Consider the following 21,589-nt stretch of genomic DNA (forward strand, 5'->3'; position numbering starts at 1 on the left):
CACCATGAGCACCCTCACCACAACCACCACCGCCGCCGACCGGCCTGCCGCGACCGAGTCTCCCCGGCCCGGCACCCCGTCCCGGGGGCGGGGGTCACGGTTCCTGCTGCTGCTCGCCGTGTTCATCTGCGCGGCCTGCGGGCTGACCTACGAACTGGCGCTGACCACGCTCGGCGGCTACCTCATCGGCAACACCGTCACGCAGACCTCCGTGGTGCTGGCGGTGATGGTGTTCGCCATGGGGATCGGCTCGCTGGCCGCAAAACCGCTCCAGCGGCGGGCGGTCGGGGGGTTCGCCCTCGTCGAGGGGGCACTGGCGCTGGTCGGCGGCCTGTCGGTGCTCGTCCTGTACGTCGCGTTCGCCTGGCTGCGGATCTACACGCCGGCCGTGGTCGTGGTGTCCTTCGCGGTCGGTCTGCTCATCGGCGCCGAGATCCCCTTGCTGATGACACTGCTCCAGCGCATCAGACGGCAGGAGGCGGGCAGCGCCGTCGCCGACATGTTCGCCGTGGACTACGTCGGCGCCCTGGTGGGCGGCCTGGCCTTCCCCTTCCTGCTGCTGCCGGCCTTCGGCCAGCTCAGAGGGGCCCTGGTGGTGGGCGCGGTCAACGCGGTGGCCGGCGTCGCGGTGGTGCTGTGGATCTTCCGCCGGGAAACCCGCCGGGCGGTGCGCGCCGGTCTGCTGGCCGGGATGGCCGCGGTCCTGACCGTCCTCGGCACGGTGTTCGCACTGGCCGACGACATCGAGGTCAGCGCCCGTCAGCAGCTCTACCGCGACCCGATCATCCACGCGCAGACCAGCCCGTACCAGGAGATCGTCTTCACCCGGTCCGTGGCGTTCACCGGGACGCCGGACACCCGGCTCTTCCTCAACGGCGACCTCCAGTTCTCCTCCGTGGACGAGTACCGCTACCACGAGGCCCTGGTCCACCCCGCGCTGTCGGGCAAGAGGTCGTCGGTACTGATCCTGGGCGGCGGCGACGCCCTCGCCCTGCGCGAGGTCCTGCGCTACGACGATGTCGAGGACGTGACCCTGGTCGATCTCGACCCCGCCATGACCGATCTCGCGCGCACCTTCGGGCCGCTGGTCGACCTCAACGGCGGCGCGCTCGGCGACCGGCGGGTCACCGCCGTGAACGCCGATGCCTTCAACTGGCTGCGGGACGCGAGCCGGCGCTACGACGCCGTCGTCATCGACTTCCCCGACCCCGACACCGCAGCGCTGGCCAAGCTCTACAGCGTGGAGTTCTACCACCTGCTCGGCCGGGTCCTGAACCCCGACAGCCGGATACTGGTCCAGGGCGGCTCACCGTTCTTCGCCCCCAAGACCTACTGGTCCATCGCCGCCACCCTGGAAGAAGCGGGCTACACCACCACCCCCTACCAGGTCGATGTCCCCAGCTTCGGCAACTGGGGCTTCCTCCTCGCCCAACCGGGCGCGGACGGCCCGCCCCCGCCCCTGCGGCTGGCCCCGGACGCGCCGCCCCTGCGGTTCCTGGACGCCGCCGTCCTGCGGGCATCCACCGTCTTCCCCCTCGACCGACGCCCGCAGGACGTACGCCCGAGCACCCTGATGGACCCCAGGGTCCTGGAGTACTCCCGCCACGAATGGCAGAACTACTAGTAGCGCTTCGTCGGGTCTTTTCGTTGTCGCGGATCAAGAGCAGGTTGGGGTGTGTGGTCGCGCGTGAAGTGAAGCGCCGACCCGCCGACCGGCGAGGACCTGCGCGAAGTCGTCCGTTACCAGCACGAGCACCCCGGCGACATGCTCCACGTCGACGTCAAGAAGCCGGGCCGCATCCCCGCCGGTGGCGGTTGGCTGATGCACGGCCACGGCACACGGGTCCGGATACAGGGAAGGTCGACTTCACACCTACCTCCACTCGGCGATCGACGACCATTCCCGGCTGGCCTGCACGGAGGCGCTGGACGACGAACGTGCCGTGACCGCATCAGCGTTCTGGCATCGGGCCGTCGCGTTCTTCGCCGTCCACGGCATCACGCTGATCCACAGAGTCCTCACGGACGACGGTTCCTGTTTCCGCTCGCGGGACTGGGCCGCCGCGCTTGCCGATGCGCGCACCAAGCACAAGCGGACCCGGCCGTACACGCCGGGCGGACCAACGGGAAGGTGGAGGGGTTCAACGGGACGCTGGCCCGCGAGTGGGCTTGCGTGCGCGCCTACACGTCCGAGCGCAAACGTCGGGCCGCGCTGGCCGACTTCCTGATGAGACACCACAGCTAGACGCGTCATTGTCGGGACGGCATCGGTGAAGCGCAAGTGTCACTGGTGGATCCCCTGGGCAGTGCGAGAGGGTGACGGAACTGAAGCCCATCACCTTTCGTTTCGTGCTTACTTGAACCCTGCGGAGTGCTGCATCAGATCCAACTCCGTCCCGTTCTCAGAGTCCAGCATCCTCGAGAGGCGGGCGGTGACCAGCTAACAGGCGCTCAGCAGCAACCGGGTCTCGATCAGCAGGAATTTTGAGTGAAACCGCGGGCCGCCGGGTGCGGTCGGTCTCCTCGTCGACGCTGATCTCGGTGTCCATGCCTCCTTCCTCCAAGCCGGGTTCGTCGGTAGCCCGCGGCGGCGGTTCGAGATTGGCGGGGTGGTCGACCGTGTTGCTGCCGATCCGCGCGGGCTCGGCGATGAGGCTGCGGTTGACTCTGCTGTCGCTCGCCGGGGTGTGCGGGATGCCGTTCGAAGACGTGATGATCCCGTACTCCACCTGGTGACTTCCACCAGTCCCACTCCTGGCAGCCGCTTCCGGACAGCGGCCACCGTGCCCTGACGGGCTACCACGCCGCCATCATCCTCCTGCGGAGTATGGCGAAAGGCCGTGGGTTCGAGTTTTCCGAAGGGGGCTCGTAGCCGAACTCGCGGGTGGTGCGTCCAGAACGGCGCCGGAGCGGGCTCGGGTACGTCTCGGGTCACCGAACCGTCGGTACCAGACGTGTAGGCGGGCAGAATGCTTGGCATGGATCAAGCGTGAGCAGCCTTGCTCGGTGCCGCAGTCGGATCTGCCGGAACTGCCGCGGCAGCGGCGCTTACTGGAGTCTCTGCTCGGTGGCAGGTACGGACACAGGGGGCTCTGCAGCACAGGCAGGCACAGCGCCAGGCTCGTCGGGAGGCCTACAGCGCCTTTCTGGCCGATGCATCGCGTGCTCGGGACGACCTGTCTGCCGTTTGGCACCAGCTGCGTGCCGATCACGTCGACCTCGCCGAGACTGAGCGCCTGCGCCACCGCAAAGACCTCTGTGCACGTGGCGCAGCGGGCTGGTGCGACGGTGACCGTCGAAGGGCCGCCCTCCATGGTCGACGCCACTCGGGACGCATTGGCCAACCTAGCGGTGCTCTATGCGGCCCTGGGCGCCTACAGGGTCTGCCGGGTCGAAGACGGGGATGCTTCCGAGTACATCGCGACCTGCGTTCTGCAGCGCCGCGATGTGCGCCTGGCCATAGACACCTTTGCAGCGGCTGCACAAGCCGCGCTCAGCGACCCGGGACTGGAAGGGCGAAGGCTGTGACCCAGGGCCCGATTCGGAGCATCTGGCCTGGCTCCAAAGCATCTACGCGGAGCGGATTCACATGGAGGTCCAAGCTGGTGACAGGCCCGGGGACCTCGGTTTGGACTCCATCAGCGCTATCGCCGTGGGGGGTGAAATACGGCGGCGCTACGACATCCCGCTGATCGTTTCCTGGGAATGGCTCATGACCCTCACCGCAGAACAGATCGCTGCTCAGCTCGCTTCCGCATCGGCATACCCAGGACAGGAGTCGCACGGCGCAGGTAGTTGAGGACTTCGTTCGAGACACAGGAGGCCACGCGGCTACTCAGTGTCCTCACCAGTTGACCTTGGAGGCGGCGCCGCATTGCGGAGGTTGAATTCAACGAGTCCGGGCTGGTCGATCGCGCAGGGCAGTGGTCTTCAGGCCGCGCAGCTGGCCGGAGGTGAGCGCGTGGAAGATGATCAAGGCGGCCAGGGCGGCCCGCGGCGCATCCTGGTCATGGAGGACTTCTCGGAGGGCATCGACCTCGATGGGCAGGGGAATGGTGGGGGTCGGCATGCCGCAGAAGATCCAGGTGGTGGGGTCGGTGAACATGATCCGCCGGTTCTTGAGCGTTCGCAGGATGTGCCGCAGGCCCTGGAGCATGTCCACGCGCGGGGTGCCGCTGTCAGGCAGGACTGCGAGGACGTCGGCACGGGTGACGGACCGGAGGGAGTCCGTGCCCTGGTCCGCCCAGGATCGCAGGGCGGGAAGCGCGTGTGTCACCATCCGCTGAATCCACCCTGGCGGTCGCGCTTTGACGCGCGGCGTGGTGGTGCTGCCGGACAGCTTCAGTTCGAACCAGCTGGTGAGTTCGCCGAGCATCGGTTCGGAAAGGTCGGTGGTGCGCTTGTGGAACCAGAGGACGATGCCGGGGGTGCGGTCGTCGTCCAGTATGTCGAGCTGGGCCAGCAGCTTCAGCAGGGGTCTGGCCGGAAGGAGCAGGTCGCGCAGTAACAGCACGTCGGAGGCCCTGAACCGGGTGGAGCGGTCCACCCGACAGCCCTCGGCGAGGGAGAGACACGGCCCTCGGAGACAAGGGGCGCCACCCGTTCCTGGTGTCCGCCGACTTGTCCAGGTTCGTGCGGTGGCCGGTGCAGCCAGGCGGCCACCACCCGGGCGGCAGGAGGCGGCGACGGGGTGGCGGCCTTGCCGAGGTAGAGGGCGGTGAACATCCTGGTGTGCTGGAGCAGCGAGTGGGGTGCTTGGACTCGCTTCCTGATCACCAGCCGCCGCGCACAACGGATGCGCGCGTCGGCCCCTGGGACCCGTCTTCCCCAGGGTGGCGGCCCTGGCGGTGCAGGTCGGCTGGCGGAGCTGACCGTCGCCGGGCCGGACCCGGACAGACAGATCGGGTTCCGGAACCTGACGGGGACCGTGAAGGGCGGTCGGTCCCCCGGTGAGGAGGTTGCCCGCGGGTTGGCCGTAGACGACCATTCGGCCATGAGATCCGAAGTGCAGACGTTCGTCGCTGATGGCCCGCTTCCCGGCTGGGATGACGACGAGGAGGAGATCGACAGGCGTGACCGGCAACTCCGCGCGATCCGCAGGCCGGTCACGGGAGAGGAAGCGAAAGCGCTCCTCTCCTGCTTCGGACCGGACGACTGCTACGGCATCGCCTGGACGCTCCTCCATCTCATCGAAACCGGCCCGAATCCCGTTCTGGGCGCCGACCCCGGGCCGGACGCCAACGAGTGGCACCAGCGCCTCTACAACCGCGCCGCGAACTCAGGACTCATCTCCTGAACCTGACGGTACGTCCGCCCGCCGGGGCGCCTGGCTGACAGGTACGCCCCCGCGGCGGGGCGGTCCGGCGCGTAGGTGTCCCGCGGCGGTGATGAGGCGGCGGAGCGCGGCGCGGGTCGCGGTCCGCCGCAGGACCGGCCCGGTTACAGCAGTCCCCCCACCGGAAGGACCCGTTCGGCGAGCCGTCCGCGCAGTCGGCCGCCAGCGGTTTCGGCCTCGGTGAGCCAGTCGGCGGCGACCAGCAACTGCGCGTACCCGGTGATCTCTGCGGGCGGGAGTGTGGTGAACTCCGCGGCCCGGTCGAGGTCGAGCCCGTCGTCACCGGGTCCGAGGCGGCCGTCGGGGCGGGAGTGGGCGGCGGTGTACAGGGCCAGGAGCCGGTCCGGGGTGGTGGCTTTCTTCTTCCGCGGGTTTCCGGTCGCCGACCGTCTTCTGGGCCCAGCCGGAGATCTTGGAGCGGGTGGTCTTGCCGAAGGCGAAGGGGCGGGGCCCACCGGGTAGCAGGGCGGGCACGGTGTAGGAGGTGGGGTCTTCGGACCGGGAGGCCATCACTGCGGCGACGGTACCGGGCAGGCTCAGCCATCTGGCCGCCACGAGCCGGAACCGGTCCGGCCCCGTCCTGGAGCCAGCCGGTGAGGTCCTGGCCGGTCACGTTCCCCGTCCCGGCGCGCGCGGCCCGCAGTGTCAGCACCAGGACGATGAGACGCGCTTCGGCGTCCGGGTACGGGGTGCGGAGGCGGACACGGCCGAGCACGGTGCGGGCGCGTTCGGCCTGGCTGCGGGTCAGCAGCCGCTCCACCACCGGCCCGTCGCCGACATCACCGTCATCATCAGCGTCGGCGATGGTCTGGCCGGTCCGGTTCCGGTGCAGCCCCCGGTGGTCCGCGCCGCCGCCTCGGCCCGCCCGTCCCTCAGACGCAAAGGCGCGTCACCGCTCGCCCCGGCCCACAGGGCGAAGGCGCGGGCTTTGCGCTCGTGGAGCCACGCCAGCAGGGCGAGATCGGGCTCGGCACGCTGCTGATCGGCGCGGAACGCGGCACCGAGGTCGATGAGTTCCGTGGGCAGGGAATCGGGCTGGAGGGTCGTGGGGCACGATCCGCTGAGCGATTTTCCTCCCTCCCCACGGCTTCGCCCGCCGTGACGGGCCGCCGGGGGTGGCGGTGCGGGCACCCGGGGCCGGTACGGGTCCGGCGGGCGCGGGCGGGGCGGGGGAGGGGGCGTGGTCGGAGAACACCGCCGCGCCTCCTGCCACCGCGGCCCGTGCGGGTGTCCCGTCCGTGTCCGCTCCTCCCGCGCCCCCGGCCGCGCCCGGCTGGCACGGGACGGGGTGGGGCTGGGCGGTGTCCAGGACACGGCAGCCGGGTGTCGCGGCCGCGCACCGCGCGCACATCTCCGCGATCCGCCACAGCCTCCCGGCGGGGATGTTCCCTGGCGGACGGTGCACTCGCCCGTCTCGACCCCGCCCGTCCCGCGCTGCGGGGATGCTCAGAAGGTCCGGAACGTGCTCCGCGACTGCGCCGAGTCGGTCCCGCGCTGCGGGGATGTTCCGACGCAGGGGGTGTTCGGTGTGCTGTTCGAGCTGTCGGTCCGGCTGCGGGGGTGTTCCGATGGTCCTGGGCGACGGCGCGATCATGGCCGGGCCGGGCCTGCCCGGCCGGGGTGTTCCGGCCTCGTCCAGCATCGGGGCGCTCATCGGGTCGTCGGCCTCCGTGCGTAGGTGAGGGATCCGGTTGAGCGGCGCGATCGAGCGGCAGGAGGCGGCGGCGCGCCGAGGCGAGGAGAACGATCTCTCGGGCTGTCCAGGGGGCAGGCGGTCGAGCGGGCATGGAGCCTGGCACGCCATCAGACCAGCGAGGCTGGATGCCGTCCTCGCTCCGGTGGTCGCTGTCGTGGTCAGGAGCGGCGCCTGCCCCGGAGCCAGCGCCTGTCACATGTCGTCGACAGGGCCAGGGCCAGGGCCAGGGCCGAGCCGGGCCGTCTCTTTCTGATCCAGCATGATGATCGGCATGAACACGGAAGTCTGCGACCCGGCCGAGTTGGCCACCCTCCGGGAGATCTTCGCACCCCGTCCCGAGGCGGCGCCGCCGACCGGCTGGGAGGCGGTGCGGTCCTTCGAGGCGGGGCACGGCATCGTGCTGCCGGAGCCGTACCGCACGTTCGTGGCGGAGGTCTGCGACGGCCTGCGGGCCGGGCCGCCCTACTGCGGTCTGCTGCCTTTCGCGCAAACACCCTCGGACTGGGGCTCCGGCCGCCCAGAGCGTCTGCTTGCCCAGCCGTTTCCCCTCACGGCGACGTGGATATGGGAGAACGACGAGGAGGCGCTGTCGGAGCAGGAGCTCGAGGCCCGGATGGACGCCGTGTTCGGCCACGGCTCCCTGTTGCTGGGCACCGACGGCTGCGGCATGTACTGGCACCTGGTCGTCACCGGCCCGCAGCGCGGTCAGGTCTGGCTGATCGACGAATACGGCGCGATGCCCTTCGGTACCTCACCGGGCACCTCCCCGATGCCGGGCAACCCTGGATTCACCGGATGGGTGACCCACTGGGCCCAGGGCCGCTCCTGGTTCACCAGTGCTCCGGGAGGTGATCCGGAAGAAACGGCCAAGTGATGTGAGTCGGAGATTCGCAGGGAGTAGCGGGCGACTTCGTGTGGATATCACTCTCCTGCGGACAGCCATGATCCCGGGCTTCTTCAGCTGGTCAGCCCGCCGATTCTGCTTGGCGTCGCGGATGCCGATGCCCGCAATGCCGCCGCGTCACGAGGCCCAGGCAGCAGCGATCCGGTCCACAGCCGCCCCGGAAGCCGACGTCCACGGTGTGCCAGGGGCTGGACTGCGCAGTGACGCCCCTCAGCGGAAACAGCGGAAACGCGGCCGATGGCGCGGTGCTGTTCAGTTATCCGCACCACCGTCAGCTCCGCGATCATGGCGTCCAATCATCGTGATCAAGGAGCTGAAGATGGACCTACGCCACGCGCTCATGGAGGGGGCGGAGTGACCGACAAAGCGCCCCATTACTCGCTCCAGAGCGGCAGGCCCCGTGGGGCAGTCGGATCGGATCAGAACGGCTCAAAGCTCGGCTCGACCGGACCAATCTCGCCGCGTTCTGCCAGTTCGTTGAGGTCTTCCGGCTCAAGGAACTCCAGGGCATCTGGGTCGATCCCGTGGTGCGGGTCCACGTCGCACAGACGCTTGACGAAGGCGAGCACGAAGTCGATGAACGGTCCATCGAAGACCTCCGGGTCGGCCCCGTTGATGTTCGTGACGATCTTCCAGCGGTCAGGGTCCGGGTCGCACGGCCAGAAGAAGTGCTCGTCGCCGGAGTAGTCGTATCCCCAGGAGATCAGGCCGCCCGAGGCGGGGTGGAAGGGGAACGGGCACTCGTCCGAGTCACGTCGCCAGTACTGGCCGAACGATTCGTGGATCTTCCGCATCCGAACCAGCAGCGGGCTGGACCCGCGGGGGTGGAAGACCACCAGCTCTCCGCAGATCAGACCGGTGCCATAGGCGTCAAGGAACGCCTTGAAGTCGCCTGGCAGCGCTGAGCCGACATAGCCCTCGACCTCGGCCCAGTCGTCGGGGGACGGGTCTCGGACCGGTGGCGGGCCGAACAGTTGCACCAGGTCATCCAGCCCCGCCATACGCCCCACCTGCTTGATCGTCGCTTGCTGGCGGCAAACCTAGTCAGGCGCGGTTGCGGGGATCAAGGGGGGATTGGGATCGGCAGGCATCCGCTGAGCCACATCACGACGTTGATCGCTCGCGACTACGGCAAAAAAGTGCACAGGCAGGGAAGTGCAGAGAAGCCTGCATCCGCTGTCCGATGCTGCACATGAACCCGATGATGCCGACCAGACTCGACGAACTTGAGGAAGACCTCCAGTCGCGGCGACTACGTGCCGAGGCCGAAGGATGGACCGGCGAAGTCGAAGGTCTCGACATCACACTGACCTTCCTCCGGGCCAAGAAGGACGAGACGAAACGATGGAGCCGCCGACCTGCCGTCTACCTCGGCATCCCGAGGCCGAGGTAGACGGCCAGCAGCGACTCCCGGACGGGTCAGGAGTCCTGAAGGACGTGACCTGATCTCAGTGGCGGAAGCGAGCCTTGTCACCACTGATGCGAAGGAGGAACGCTGTGAGCGGCGCCCCGCCGTCAACCGGGGCGAGAACGAGTCCTTGCGCATGGATCGCTTCGTCGGCTTCGACCGCAGCTTCTTCGGAGCCGCTTTCGCCAGGCGTCGCGGGAGGCATCGAAGAGGGGACAGAGATCCTCCCAACCAGGCCCTGGCGCAAAGGGACAGTCTGTCCAGAACATGTCGACTTCTTCCTCGACCAGCGTCCCGACCAGGCGCCCTCCTTGCATGAGCTGCCAATTCCGCTCAGCCACGCCATCTCCTCGCTGATTCCCGGAGCACATTGGCGCTCTGGACCGACAAGGGATCACAGATGGCGCGGTGTGGCCGACCCGGCCCACCTCATCGAGGAAGACACCGAGTTCCTCGCCAGGGCATACCCGATCACCCGGGACACGATTGGCGCCCTGCGGCCCGGCCACAGCGACTGACTCGTGCGCCATCTCCGCACCTCGAACGCGTGAGGGGGCCACACCACCGGTACCACGGCCTGGTGGCGTCCCGCTCACGGACGGGCCTGCGATCCGGTGCGCTGAACACGCCACCGGGGGCCGCCCCGGCCCAGGACCGGCCGAGACCTCGGCGCGAAGCCGAAGCCGTACGCGCTCGCCCGTATGCCCACGCCCGCCGCTGCCTCGCAGGATGGCGACCGCGTACCGGCGTCCGTTGGTGGAGGTCCGGGGGTGTCAGTCGGATGGCGCCGGTACCGGGTAGAGCGCCGCGACATAGGCCGCGCCGCCCGCGACATTGACGACGGTCGAGTCGGCGTCGGCTCTGGTTGCGCGGCAGGCCGCGCCGGCGAAACCGTGTGCGCCGGTGAAGACGCCCCAGACGACCACCCAGGGCACCAGACGGCCGTCGGCGTCGGGGAACAGCTCGGGCTCGGGCCGGACCCGGCGCTGGATGACATACCCGCCGTCGAGGGCGGCATGGAGGTGCTCGCGCCACACCTCGGGCGTCGTCCGCTCCTCCCAGCCGAGGACGATGCCCGCACCGCCGTGCAGGGAGGTGGGCTTCAGCACCAGGTCGTCCCTGTGGGTGAGGGCGTAGCCGAGGAGGTCGACCCGGCGCCCGTCCTCCAGCGCGGTCTCCCCCCGGCGCACCGCCCTCGTCCAGGGCAGCAGCCGGTCGACGCTGGCCAGTTCGGCGGGGGTGAGCAGATGCCGGTTGCGCTCGTCGGAGAGCATCGCGAGAGCCCCCTTGCTCGCGAACAGCTCCGAGTCGAGCGGGCTGAACATCCGCACCCGGCCCGCGGCGACCGCGTTGAGCAGCGGCCTCATCCGGGCCGGTGCGTCGGCGGACTCCAGCAGATCCTCGGCGAGGAAGGTCCGCAGCACCACATCGACCGGCCGTTCCCCCAGCCACACCCGGTCCTCGCCGTAGCGGAGCTGGCCGATGTGGCAGGGGTACGCGTCCAGTCCCAGCTCCCGCAGCCGGGCGCAGTAGCGCTCCAGGAACGGGGCGAGCTCCTCGTAGCTGCTGGGCCAGTCGACCATGGCGACCACGGGCCGGTCCGCGGCCGTCAGCCCGGTCTCGGCGAGGAGGTTGCGTATCTCCTCCCGCATGGTGTCCACATGGCCGAGGCCGTGTCTGGTGGCGAACTCGTCCAGCAGGGGGTGGGCGAGCAGCGCCCGGCACATCTCGGCGTTGTCGCGACCGCCGAGCGCGCTGTTGAGATTGAGTTCCAGGAGCCGGAACCCCGACGCGTCGAGATACAGGTCCGCGCGCCCCTGACGGCTCACGGCCCCGCCCCCGTTCCCGCTCCGGCTCCGGACGATCGCCTCGGTCTGGTCCTCGGTCATGCCGACATCCCGGGCGAACGCCTCGATGTCCCCGCCGTACAGCCGGTCGGGCAGGCCGGTCAGGGCGGTGTGCAGGTGCTCCAGGTCCGCGGTGAGCCGGGCCACGTCCCGGGCGTCCAGGAACACCGGGCGGGGCAGGAAGCGGCTGTGGTGGTCGCCGGTGAAGTAGCTGGTGAGCAGCTCCGACTCCGGGACGCGGGCCAGCAGTTCGGCGGCCGGTACCCCCTTGCCGCCGATCAGGTCGAGGTAGGACCCGGTGAGGGTCTCGCGGTCCGGCATGGTGATCACGCTCCGTTCGTCACGTCGGCCGCCCGGCCGGTTTCAGGGCCGGGCCGGGACGGCTGCGCGGGCCGTGTCGATCAGGGCGGCGAGGGCACGGATGTCGGTCTGGCGCATGGCCTGCGCGGCCCGTACCCGGACACCCAGCTCCTCCTCGATCGCCACCAGCAGCCGCGCGGTCGCCAGCGATGTCCCGCCCGCCGCCGCGAAGTTGTCCTCCAGCACGAGGTCCGGCAGGTCCAGGATGCGGCGGCAGATGGCGAGCAGCCGCAGGCCCGTGTCCGGGGCGGCCGGTGCGGTGGCGGAGGCCGCGGCGGGGGTGGTGGTGCGGGTGGTGGTGGGGGTGGGGGTGGCGGCCGTCGTGGTCCCCGGGTCGGAGTCCCGTGTGAGAGCTCGGGTCAGTTCAGCCCGGTCCACCTTGCCGTTGGCGTTCAGCGGGAACTCCGTGACGAAGCGCACCCTGGACGGCACGGCCTGCTCGACCAGCCGCGCCCGCGCCGCGTCCAGCACGCTTCGCGCGTCCCGAGGCGCCCCCTCCTCCGGCCGGACGAACGCGGCGAGCAGCAGATCGCCCGCCGGGCCGCGCACGGGGATGACGACGGCGCTGTGCACCGACGCGTGCCGTTCCAGCGCCGACTCCACCTCGGTCGGCTCGATCCGTACACCGCTGACCTTGACCTGGTCGTCCATCCGGCCGAGGAAGACCAGTTCCCCGTCGCCGTCCACCCGGGCCCGGTCCCCGGTGCGGTAGACCCGGCCCGGCCCGCCGTCGGCACCGGCGCCCGCGATGTCCACGAAGCGCTCCGCGGTGCGCGCCGGATCGACGTACCCGAGAGCGAGCCCCGATCCGCCGACCAGCACCTCACCCGCCTGTCCCAGCGGCACGGGCCGCCCTTCGGCGTCCGCGACCAGCACGGTCACCCCCGGGCGCGGCAGCCCGATCGGGATGACCGTGTCGTCCGGCACGGTGCTGGTGGGGGGCAGATGATGGACCGTCGTCACCACGGTGGCCTCGCTGGGCCCGTACACATTGTGGACGCGGGTGGCGGCACCGGCCGGGGGCCGGGTCCGCATCCGGTCGCCGCCCACGGTGAGATGGCGCAGTGCCAGGTCGGCGGGCCAGTCCAGGCCGAGGACCAGTTCGGCGAGCGGGGTCGGCAGAAAGGAACTGGTCACCCCCGCCCGCGCCCACCACTCCAGGAGTTCGGCCGGGGACAGCCGCGCCTCCGGCGGTGCGATATGCAGTGCCGCCCCGGAGGTGAGGGTGGCCCACAGCTCCATCTGATGGGCGTCGAAGGTGGTTCCGGCCAGCAGGCTCAGCCGGGACTCCGGGCCGAGACCGTTCATCTCGCGGTACCAGCGGACCACGCCTTCGAGCGCGGGCCCGGTCAGCAGGACCACCTTGGGCCGTCCGGTGGTCCCCGAGGTCGTCACCGCCGAGAACGCGTCCCCGGTGCCGGTCCGCGGCGCTGCCGGCGCGGGGGCGTCCGGCCCTCGGAAGAGCGGGGTCACGCAGGCCGCGCGGGGGTTGCCCAAGGGCACCGGATCGGCCGGTTCCCAGTGAGGGCGAGCGGGACCGGTCCCGCCCCCGGTGAGCAGGCAGCCGATTCCCGCGTCGTCGGTGATGTCCCGCAGCCGGGCGTCGGCGGGGCGCGGGCCCAGCGGCAGATAGACCGCGCCGAGCCGGGCCAGCGCGACCGCCGCGGCCACCAGCGCGGGCGACCTGTCCAGGCACAGCCCCACCAGCTCACCCGCCCCCACCCGGCCCTCCAGGGCATCGCCCAGCATCCGGGCGGCGGCGTCGAGTTCCCGGTACGACCAGGTTGCCTCCGCGTCCGACACCGCCACGGCGTCGGGCCGCCCGGCGACCCAGGAGTCGAACGCCTCGACCAGACCGGACCCCCGTCCCTGCCCCTGCCCCCGTCCCTGCCCCCGTCCCTGCCCTTGCCCCGGCCCCTGCCCCTGCCCTTGCCTGGAGCTGTCCGGGCGCCCGCTGCCTCCCCACAGCACGCTCAGCGACGGATGACGGTGGCTCTCCTGGCCTGTTCCGGTCATCTCATCGTCCTCGGAGGTGGTGATTGCGGTCATGGGGTCGCTCTTCTCCTACAGCGGCGGTTCACAGCGGCGTTCACAGCGGCTTCTTCACTACGGCTTCACTACGGTTTCGGACGGTCAGACTGGCGTCTGCGGCAGTTGCGGGCCGCGTGCTCGGGCGAGGGCGGACGGAACATCGAGGGCGGACGGAACATCCGGGGCGAGTGACCGCAACGGGGCCGCCGGGTCGCGCAGATAGTCCTTCAGCAGCTCCGCGAACAGCGCCTGGAGGCACTCGATGTCCGCGCGGTCGAACAGATCGGCGGCGTGGTCCCAGAGCAGGATCATGCCGCCCACCGCTTCCACCCGGGGGTTGACGGTGCGCCGGGAGTCGGGGATGAGCACGACATCCAGATCGAACCGCGATGTCCCGGCGTTGAACGCCTCATGCACGGTGACATCGAGACCGAGGCCCTCGATGACCGGCAGCGGAGCGTCATGCGCGCTGAACATGACCTGGAACAGCGGGGTGTCCAGGCCGGTGCGCGAGCGCACACCCAGCTCCCTCGCCAGGTCCTGCACCGCGATGTGCTGATGCGGCAACGCGCGCAGCAGTACCTCGGCGGTGTCGTCGGCGGCGTCCAGGCCGGGCCCGTCGGGGCACAGCCGCAACCGCAGCGGGATCGTGTTCACGAACATGCCGACGGTCTCCCCGAACCCCGGCGGACGGTTGCCCACCGCACTGCCGATCACCAGGTCCGCACGGCCGGTCAGCCGCCGCAGCAGTTCCCCGAACAGGGTCAGCAGGACCACGTAGGGCGTGTGACCGTCGCGGCGGGCGGTGACCCGGAGCCGTTCGGCGAGTACGGGATCCAGCTCCTGCCGGACCTGGCCGCCGGTGATGTCGTCGCGCACCCGGGGGCCGGGGCCCGCCGCCGGGAACGGCAGATCGAAGGCGGCTCCGTCCAGCGCCGAACGCCAGTGGCCGAGCGCGGCCCGGTCGGCCGTCGGCCGCCCCGGTCCGTCCGCGCCGAGGTCACTCACATGGTCGGTGAAGGGCCGTGGAGCGGGCAGGTCCGCGGCGGCGCCCCCGACCCGGCTCCGGTAGACGGTGAACAGGTCCCGCAGCACGATGCCGAAGGACCAGCCGTCATGGATCAGATGGTGCTCGGTGTGCACGAGCCGGTGGTCGTCCGCCCCCATACGCACCAGGCACCAACGGATCAGGGGGGCCTCGGTGAGATCGAAAGCAGTACCGTGCTGCGCGGCCAGCACCTCCGCGAACTCCGTCTCGGCGGCCGGGCTCCCCGACAGATCGAGGGAGCGGTAGCGGGGCGTACACACCGGGCTCACCCGCTGCCGCGGCGGCAGCCCGTCGCCGACCAGCTCCAGGCGCAGCCCGGCATGACGGTCGAGCACCTCGGCCAGACTCCGGCGCAAGGCGTTCTCGTCCAGCGGTCCCTTCAGCTCCAGTACGGCGCTGAAGTTGTACGCGTGACTGCTCGGGAAGAGTTCCTCGTGCAGCCAGATGATCTCTTGGGACCGGGTCAGATCGAACGATGTCACAGGGCCTCCACCTCCCTCTCGAACGGCTCGAACGGCTCGAAGGGGTCGAAGGGGTCGACGAACATCTCGAACGGCTCGACGAACATCTCGCGGTCGGGGAAGCCGAGCGTCCCGTCCCCGCCTCCGGCCACGTCCTCGTCCGCCTCTCCACGGCCGTGGCCGTGCCCGCCGCCGTCCTCGTCCGTGCGCCAGGCCGCGCTCAGCCCGGCGTACGGTGTCTCCGTGGCCGTGGCGAGCCGCGCGAACGCGTCGTCCACCCGGTGCCGGGCCTCCGCGCAGAAGACATCCGCCAGCTTCCCGGCGGCCGGGTGTCCCGCTGCCGTCATCCGCGCGGCCCGCGCCAGGACCGCCGCCATGGCGAACAGGTCATCGGCCACCCGGGACAGCAGGATCAGCGTCCGCTGCCGCTCGAAGAGCCGCTCCGGCTCCGGATGCGCCCGTACCAGCGTCCGGCACCGCTCGCCGAACGCCCGCGCCCGCCGGTCGACCCAGTCGGCGTGATCCGCGTTCCGGCCGGTGAGGGGGACCGGGGCGGTGTACGGCACGGGCCCGGCGGGTTCCCCGGCGTACAGGGCGGCGAGCTGAGCGCGTGCCGACCGGTGGCCGACCAGGAAGTCGACCCCGCCCGCGACCCGCAGTCCGCGCGCGTCACGGAAGAGACGTTCCATCGGCAGCGGACGTGCTCCCCTGGCCGTCTTGCTCCGCGCGGTCTCCAGCCCCTCCGTCGCCAGCAGGGACAGCGCCCGGTCGACCACCCGCCAGCAGGCCAGGGAGGTCAGGTTCTTGGCCGCGATCCGCTCGGCACCGGCATCGACGCCCGGCTCTGCGCCCGTGCCGCCTTCCTCGGCGAGGAAACACCAGTCCACCACCGTGTCCAGCGCGAAGACATCCGCCAGCGCCCCGGCCAGCAGCCGCTGGACCTCCTCGTACGTGCCCAGCGGGCGCCCGTCCACCCGGCGGTCCCGGACGAACTCCCGCGCGCAGCGCACCGCTTGACGCGCGAGGGCACCGGCCGTGGCGGCGACCGGGTACAGCCGCCCCCGCGAGGCGAGCGCCCGCAGCGCGGCACCGGTCAGCTCGTGGTCGCTGTGGGACGGCTCGCGTTCCGCGCCCGCCGCCCCCGGCTCTCCGTCGGACGCCCCGTGCTGCCCGTCGGACGTTCCGTGCTGCCCGTCGGACGTTCCGTGCTGCCCGTCGGACGTCCCGTGCTCCCCGTCGGACGTCCCGTGCTCCCCGTCGCCGGATCGAGGTCCGGGGACGGACCCGGGCTGTGTGCTGCCGTCCGGCTGCCGTCCGATCTGCTGTTCCGGCCCCGCGCCGGGCGGTGGCCGGAACAGCAGACCGGAGTGGGGGACGAAGACCCGGTCGAACCGCAGCGTCCCGTTGTCCGCGCCCCGGAAGCCGAGGAACTCATGGCGGGCGGTGACGGTGAGGCCCGGTGCGTCGCCGTCCACGAGGAACAGCGAGGGACCTTCGCCGCCAAGGCCCGTCGGCGCTTCGCCGCCCGCCGAGCGGGACGTTTCGCTGCCCGCCGCCCCGGCCGTTTCGCCGCCCGCCAGCCCGGACGTTTCGCCGCCATCCGCCCCGGCCGTTTCGCCGCCATCCGCCCGGGACGTTTCGCCGCCATCCACCCCGGACGTTTCGTCGCCCGGAGCCTCGGACGGCCCGCCGACAGGGGCGGCGAGTGTCCCCCCGCCGTCGAGGATCGTCGCCGACACGAGCAGGAGCCGCGCGGCCTCCGCGTTCTGGACGAAGATCTTCTCCCCGCTGAGCACATACCCCCCGGCGACCGGCTCGGCCGAGGTCGCGCGGTGTGCGTTGGCCGCCCCGCAGGGCTCGGTGTCGGCGTCCGCGAAGACCGCGCCCTCGGCACAGGCCCGCACGATCCGGTCGGACAGCTCGCCGTCCCGGAGCAGCGGCAGATAGGCGGCGGCCCCGAACCCGAGGTGCAGGGCGAGCGCGAGCGCCACCGCGGGGGACCATCCGGCTGCCGCCCGTACGACCCGGAAGGCGTTGTACGCCGACAGCCCGAGACCGCCCTGTGCCACCGGCAGGCACAGGGCCAGATACCCGCGCTCCGCGCACTCCCGCAGAAGGCCCTCCGGCAGCCGTCCCGTGCTCTCCACCACCTCGGGGTCCACGAACTCCCGCAGAAAGGCGCCGCACCGCCCCACCACCAGGTCCCCCGCCCTGCGTTCGCTCTCCGACTGCTCGGGAAAGTCGCGCAGCAGGTCCCAGCGCACCCGGCCCGCGTACAGCTCGGCCATCAGACTCACCCCGCGCACGCTCATGCCGCCCCTTCCGGCGCCCCGCCGGGCCCCGGGACCGGCGCGAGCAGATCCCGTACGTGGGCCAGCAACGCGGCCCGCTGCTCCCGCAGATAGAAATGACCGCCGGGGAGCCAGCGCACATCCACTGGACCCCGGGAGTGCTCCCGCCATGCCTCCAACTGCTCGGCCGTGACCCGGTCCGCGGCGCCCGCCACCAGATGAAGCGGCACACTCAACGGCTCACCCGAGGTATGCCCGTACGTCTCCACGATCGTGAAATCGGCGCGATGCGGGACCATGACGAGCCGCAAAAGCTCGGGGTCCTCGGCGATGTCCGCGGGCAGGGTCCCGTACCTGCCGGAGATCGCCGCCAGCATCTCCGTGTCGTCCAGCTGGCGGATCGGGGGAAGGCTCCGGCGCAGATGCGGGGCGGGGCAGGCGGACAGGAACAGCCGTTCCGGTCCGGGGCTCCCGCGGCGGCGCAGTTCCCGGGCCACCTCGTAGGCGACCAGCGCTCCCAGGCTGTGGCCGAAGAACGCGAACCGGCCCTCGAAGGAGACCTCGTCGACGATCGCCGTGACCAGGGTCCGCATGTCGGTGAGGACCGGTTCGTCGATCCGGGTGCCCCGGCCCGGGAGCTGTACGGCACGGATCTCCACGTCGGGCAGTTCCGCCGCCCAGCGGGCGAACTCCCCGGCCGATCCGCCACTGTGCGCGAAACAGAACAGACCGGGCGCGCCCTCGCGCGGACGTCTGCGCACCACCCACGGCGACCGCGCACCCGCGCGTGGCGGACCGGCGGCGCCGGGCATTTGGGGCGCCGAGGGAAGCGGGACCCCAGGGGGTGCGGGGGGTCCGGGGGGTGTGGAGGACATGAGGTCTACCTCTCTCCCTCGGGGCCGTTCCGTCCGGCCGTGTCCGTGACCACGACGGCGAGCCGGGCCGGAGTGGGGGCGGCGAACACGTCCCGGACGCTGACCGGGACACCGAACTCCGACGTGACCGTGCGGCAGAGCTGGAGCGCGCTCAGCGAATCGCCGCCGAGTTCGAAGAAATTCTCGTCCGGACCGACGTCGTCCAGCCCGAGGAGCAGACCGAAGATCCCGACGACGCGCTCGGTCGCCGTCACGCCGGGTACGGGGTCGTCGACGGCCTGGCCACCCGCCGGGGTGTCCTGGGCGGCCTGGGCGTCCTGGTGGTGCGGGGCGTCCAGGTGGTGCGGGGCGTCCGGGTGGTGCGGGGCGTCCGGGGTGTCCGGGTCCTGCGGGGCGTACCGCTCCCGGAGGAAGGGATGGGTGGGCAGATCCACCCGGCGTCGCCGCCGACCGCCGTGCAGCCGGGCCCAGTCGAGGTCCACCCCGGCGGCCCACAGGGTGCCCGCCGCGGACAGCAGGGCGAGGTCGGCGGGTACGCCCTCGGAGCCGTACGGCAGGCTGGACACCACCGTATGACGGTCGGTGCGGCCGGGATGCCGGTTCGCGAGGCCGGCGAGCGTGCGGCCCGGCCCGATCTCCAGCAGCGCCGCGTCGGGGGAGGTGAGCAGTGTGCCGAGGACCTCCGAGAAGCGCACGGTCCGGCGCATGTGGTCCACCCAGAAGCCGGTGGTGGGCGCGGTCCCCGGCGGGAACCAGGTGCCGGTGCCGTCCGCCACCCAGGGCAGCTCGGGCGGCGTGAACCGCACCTCGGCCACCTCGGCCGCGTAGGCGTCCAGGACCGGTTCCACGGCCGTGCTGTGCGCCGCCACTCCGATGTGCAGCAGCCTTGTGTCCACACCCGCGCCGGACAGCTGCGCCCGCGCGCGCTCGACGGCCGCCGCCGGACCCGACAGCACACACTGGGCGGGACCGTTGACCGCGGCCAGATCGACCTCGTCCACCAGGAGCGTGCGCACCTCGTCCTCCGGGGCGGACACCGCGAGCATCGCGCCCCCGGACAGGGGCTGCATCAACCGCCCGCGCACCGCAACCAGATGCAGCGCGTCGGCCAGGTGGACGGCCCCGGCGACGCACGCGGCGGCGAAGGCGCCGAGACTGTGCCCCGCCACCGCGGCCGGTTCGACACCCCAGTCCTGCCACAGCCGCGCGGTCGCGTACTGCACGACGAAGACGGCGGGCTGGGCGACCTCCATACCGGCCAGGTCCTCGCGTACCTCACGCGTGTGACGCACATGGCGTACCTCGGCAGCCCCGGTCCGCGCCGTGCTCGCCGCCGAGTCCCCGGAGCGGATGAGGGCCAGGACGCGGGCGCCGAGAGCGGGCCCGAGCAGGCCGACGCACCTGTCCACGGCGTCACGGAACACCGCGTGGACGGCGTACAACTCCCGCCCCATGCCCGCGTACTGTCCCCCATGACCCGAGAACACGAAGGTCACCGGCCGCTCGGCGACGGCACGGTGCCCGGCTGGCGCGTCGGTGAGCGAGTCCGCCGCGTGCGCGTGGCCGCGGGCGACGACCGCACGCCGATACGGGAAGGGGTGCCTGCCCCGCTGGAGCGTCCAGGCGATGTCGGCCAGTTCGGCGTCCGCCGGACGGACCGCCAGCCGGACCGCCGAACGGTCCATCGGTGCGTCCGGCAACCCGTTGCGCAGCCGGGCGGCGAGCCGTTCCGTGGCGCTGTCCAGCTGATCGGGCGTACGCGCGGACACGACGAGCAGTTGAGGAAGCGATTCTTCGCGGTGGCCGTCCTCGGGATGACGCTCCTCGTGCCGCTCCTCGTGGCGCTCCTCGGGCCGGTACTGGTGGCCGCCCACGTGACCGCCGCCCGCATCCGGTGGTGGCGGTGCGGGCAGCTGAGGAGGCTCCTCGATCACCACATGCGCGTTGGTGCCCCCGATCCCGAAGGAACTCACCCCCGCCCGCCGGGGCACCCCGGACGGCTCCCATCGCACCAACTCGGTGTTGACGGTGAACGGGCCGCCGTCGAAGTCGATCTCCGGGTTCGCGGTGGTGAAGTGCAGGCTGGGCGGGATGAGCCCGCGTTCCACGGCCAGCACCGCCTTGATGAGACCGGCCACCCCCGCCGCCGCATCGGAGTGCCCGATGTTGGTCTTGACCGATCCGATCCGACAGAAGCCCCGCGCGTCGGCACCCGCCTCCCGGAACGCACGGGTGAGCGCGGCGATTTCGACGGGGTCACCGAGCGCCGTGCCCGTCCCATGGGCCTCCACATAGGTGACCGACTCCGCCTCGACCTCGGCGACCGACAGCGCGGCCCGGACCACCTTGGCCTGCCCGGCCACCCCCGGGGCCGTGAAACCGATCTTGTCGAAGCCGTCGTTGTTGACCGCGGTGCCCCGCACCACCGCGCGGACGCGGTCCCCGGCGGCCACGGCGTCGGCCAGCCGCTTCAGGACGACGATCCCCACCGCGCTCGCACCCACGGTGCCCGCCGCACGGGCGTCGAAGGCGCGGCAGTACCCGTCGGGGGAGACGATGCCGCCCTCGACGTACTCCCCGAACCGCTGCGGGTACTGGAGGGACACCCCACCGGCCAGCGCCGTGTCGCACTCCCCGCTCAGCAGCGCCTGAGCCGCCGTGTGCACGGCGACCAGGGAGGTGGAGCACGCCGTCTGCACGGTGACGGCGGGCCCGTCCAGCCCGAGTTTGTACGCCACCCTGGTGGTCAGGAAGTCCATCCCGGAACCGAGCTTGAGCTGCCAGTCGGTCACCGGGCCGAGCCGGTCGCGACGGGCGTTGAGCGCCTCCAGGTAGGACGTCGGGCTGCTGCCCCCGTAGACCCCGACCGAGCCGGGGCAGGCGCGCGGGTCGTACCCGGCGTTCTCCAGTGCCTCCCAGGCACACTCCAGGAAGAGACGGTGCTGAGGGTCCAGCAGCAGCGCGTCCCGGGGTGAGCAGCCGAACAGTCCCGCGTCGAAGCGGTCGGCGTCCGCCAGCAGACCCGCCGCGGGAACATGCCCGCCTGACGGTGCGGCATCGGGAAAGCGGGTGACGCTGTCGACGCCCGCCGTCAGATTCGCCCAGTACTGCTCGACGTCCGCCGCTCCCGGGAACCGTCCGGCCATCCCCACCACGGCGAGGAACGGCCCGCCGGGGTCGTCGAGGCGCAGGTCGTCGATCACTCTCACCTCGGTCATGACACCCTCATGTCGTGGCTGTCGTGGCTGTCGTGGCTGTCGTGGCTGTCGTGGCTGTCGTGGCTGTCGTGGCTGTCGTGGCTGTCGTGGCTGTCGTGGCTGTCGTGGCTGTCGG

The 21,589-nt window shown here is 71.5% G+C and carries 16 protein-coding genes and 1 pseudogene; 6 read left to right on the forward strand and 11 right to left on the reverse strand.

All coding sequences use genetic code 11. The features are described 5' to 3' along the window. Positions 1 to 4: 4 nt before the first annotated feature. Positions 5 to 1,624: a polyamine aminopropyltransferase gene (locus ABZX40_RS14895; protein WP_355738118.1), complete on the forward strand. Its 1,620-nt coding sequence runs from the start codon at positions 5 to 7 to the stop codon at positions 1,622 to 1,624. Positions 1,625 to 1,704: 80 nt separating this feature from the next. Next, positions 1,705 to 2,170: pseudogene (locus tag ABZX40_RS14900) on the forward strand (DDE-type integrase/transposase/recombinase); the annotation flags it as partial. Positions 2,171 to 2,402: 232 nt separating this feature from the next. On the opposite strand, the gene ABZX40_RS14905 reads toward ABZX40_RS14900, so the two are convergent. After that, complete coding sequence (locus tag ABZX40_RS14905) at positions 2,403 to 2,729, reverse strand: hypothetical protein (RefSeq protein WP_355738121.1); 327 nt, start codon at positions 2,727 to 2,729, stop codon at positions 2,403 to 2,405. A 424-nt stretch (positions 2,730 to 3,153) separates the two neighbouring features. Between ABZX40_RS14905 and ABZX40_RS14910 the strand changes: the two genes are divergently transcribed. Continuing rightward, on the forward strand, positions 3,154 to 3,528 hold the full coding sequence (locus tag ABZX40_RS14910; protein ID WP_355738124.1) for a hypothetical protein: 375 nt from the start codon (positions 3,154 to 3,156) through the stop codon (positions 3,526 to 3,528). A 361-nt stretch (positions 3,529 to 3,889) separates the two neighbouring features. On the opposite strand, the gene ABZX40_RS14915 is transcribed toward ABZX40_RS14910, so the two are convergent. Beyond that, the gene (locus tag ABZX40_RS14915; RefSeq protein WP_355738126.1) at positions 3,890 to 4,546 is read right to left on the reverse strand and encodes a hypothetical protein; all 657 of its coding nucleotides are present in this window, start codon (positions 4,544 to 4,546) and stop codon (positions 3,890 to 3,892) included. A gap of 447 nt (positions 4,547 to 4,993) precedes the next feature. Between ABZX40_RS14915 and ABZX40_RS14920 the strand changes: the two genes are divergently transcribed. After that, complete coding sequence (locus tag ABZX40_RS14920; protein WP_355738128.1) at positions 4,994 to 5,296, forward strand: hypothetical protein; 303 nt, start codon at positions 4,994 to 4,996, stop codon at positions 5,294 to 5,296. Between the two features lie 143 nt (positions 5,297 to 5,439). Here the strand turns inward: ABZX40_RS14920 and ABZX40_RS14925 are convergent, their stop codons facing one another. Then, positions 5,440 to 5,790: a hypothetical protein gene (locus ABZX40_RS14925; protein WP_355738131.1), complete on the reverse strand. Its 351-nt coding sequence runs from the start codon at positions 5,788 to 5,790 to the stop codon at positions 5,440 to 5,442. Between the two features lie 289 nt (positions 5,791 to 6,079). Beyond that, positions 6,080 to 6,466 (reverse strand): hypothetical protein, encoded by a 387-nt coding sequence (locus ABZX40_RS14930; protein ID WP_355738134.1) that lies wholly within the window; start codon positions 6,464 to 6,466, stop codon positions 6,080 to 6,082. 824 nt (positions 6,467 to 7,290) lie between these two features. On the opposite strand from ABZX40_RS14930, the gene ABZX40_RS14935 reads away from it, so the two are divergent. Beyond that, positions 7,291 to 7,905, forward strand: a complete 615-nt coding sequence (locus tag ABZX40_RS14935; RefSeq protein WP_355738136.1) for an SMI1/KNR4 family protein — start codon at positions 7,291 to 7,293, stop codon at positions 7,903 to 7,905. 449 nt (positions 7,906 to 8,354) lie between these two features. On the opposite strand, the gene ABZX40_RS14940 is transcribed toward ABZX40_RS14935, so the two are convergent. Next, positions 8,355 to 8,936: a hypothetical protein gene (locus ABZX40_RS14940; RefSeq protein ID WP_355738139.1), complete on the reverse strand. Its 582-nt coding sequence runs from the start codon at positions 8,934 to 8,936 to the stop codon at positions 8,355 to 8,357. A gap of 191 nt (positions 8,937 to 9,127) precedes the next feature. Between ABZX40_RS14940 and ABZX40_RS14945 the strand changes: the two genes are divergently transcribed. Next, positions 9,128 to 9,328 carry a recombinase gene (locus ABZX40_RS14945; protein WP_355738142.1) on the forward strand — a complete coding sequence of 67 codons (201 nt, stop codon included), beginning with the start codon at positions 9,128 to 9,130 and terminating at the stop codon, positions 9,326 to 9,328. A 788-nt stretch (positions 9,329 to 10,116) separates the two neighbouring features. On the opposite strand, the gene ABZX40_RS14950 is transcribed toward ABZX40_RS14945, so the two are convergent. The 6 genes from ABZX40_RS14950 to ABZX40_RS14975 form a co-directional block, all read right to left on the reverse strand. Then, positions 10,117 to 11,511: a hypothetical protein gene (locus ABZX40_RS14950; RefSeq protein ID WP_355738360.1), complete on the reverse strand. Its 1,395-nt coding sequence runs from the start codon at positions 11,509 to 11,511 to the stop codon at positions 10,117 to 10,119. 42 nt (positions 11,512 to 11,553) lie between these two features. After that, the gene (locus ABZX40_RS14955; protein WP_355738145.1) at positions 11,554 to 13,599 is read right to left on the reverse strand and encodes a non-ribosomal peptide synthetase; all 2,046 of its coding nucleotides are present in this window, start codon (positions 13,597 to 13,599) and stop codon (positions 11,554 to 11,556) included. 84 nt (positions 13,600 to 13,683) lie between these two features. Next, positions 13,684 to 15,111: a condensation domain-containing protein gene (locus ABZX40_RS14960; RefSeq protein ID WP_355738147.1), complete on the reverse strand. Its 1,428-nt coding sequence runs from the start codon at positions 15,109 to 15,111 to the stop codon at positions 13,684 to 13,686. Continuing rightward, complete coding sequence (locus ABZX40_RS14965) at positions 15,108 to 17,402, reverse strand: acyl-CoA dehydrogenase family protein (protein WP_355738149.1); 2,295 nt, start codon at positions 17,400 to 17,402, stop codon at positions 15,108 to 15,110. Before ABZX40_RS14965 ends, ABZX40_RS14960 begins: the two co-directional genes overlap by 4 nt. After that, entirely contained in the window at positions 17,399 to 18,145 is a 747-nt protein-coding gene (locus tag ABZX40_RS14970) for an alpha/beta fold hydrolase (RefSeq protein ID WP_355738152.1), read from the reverse strand. The genes ABZX40_RS14965 and ABZX40_RS14970 overlap by 4 nt, the downstream gene beginning before the upstream one ends. Before the next feature lie 116 nt (positions 18,146 to 18,261). Continuing rightward, positions 18,262 to 21,474, reverse strand: coding sequence for a beta-ketoacyl synthase N-terminal-like domain-containing protein (locus ABZX40_RS14975; RefSeq protein ID WP_355738155.1), 3,213 nt, complete (start codon positions 21,472 to 21,474; stop codon positions 18,262 to 18,264). Positions 21,475 to 21,589 lie beyond the last annotated feature (115 nt).

The organism is Streptomyces sp. NPDC004610 (assembly GCF_040609715.1).
Lineage (GTDB): Bacteria > Actinomycetota > Actinomycetes > Streptomycetales > Streptomycetaceae > Streptomyces.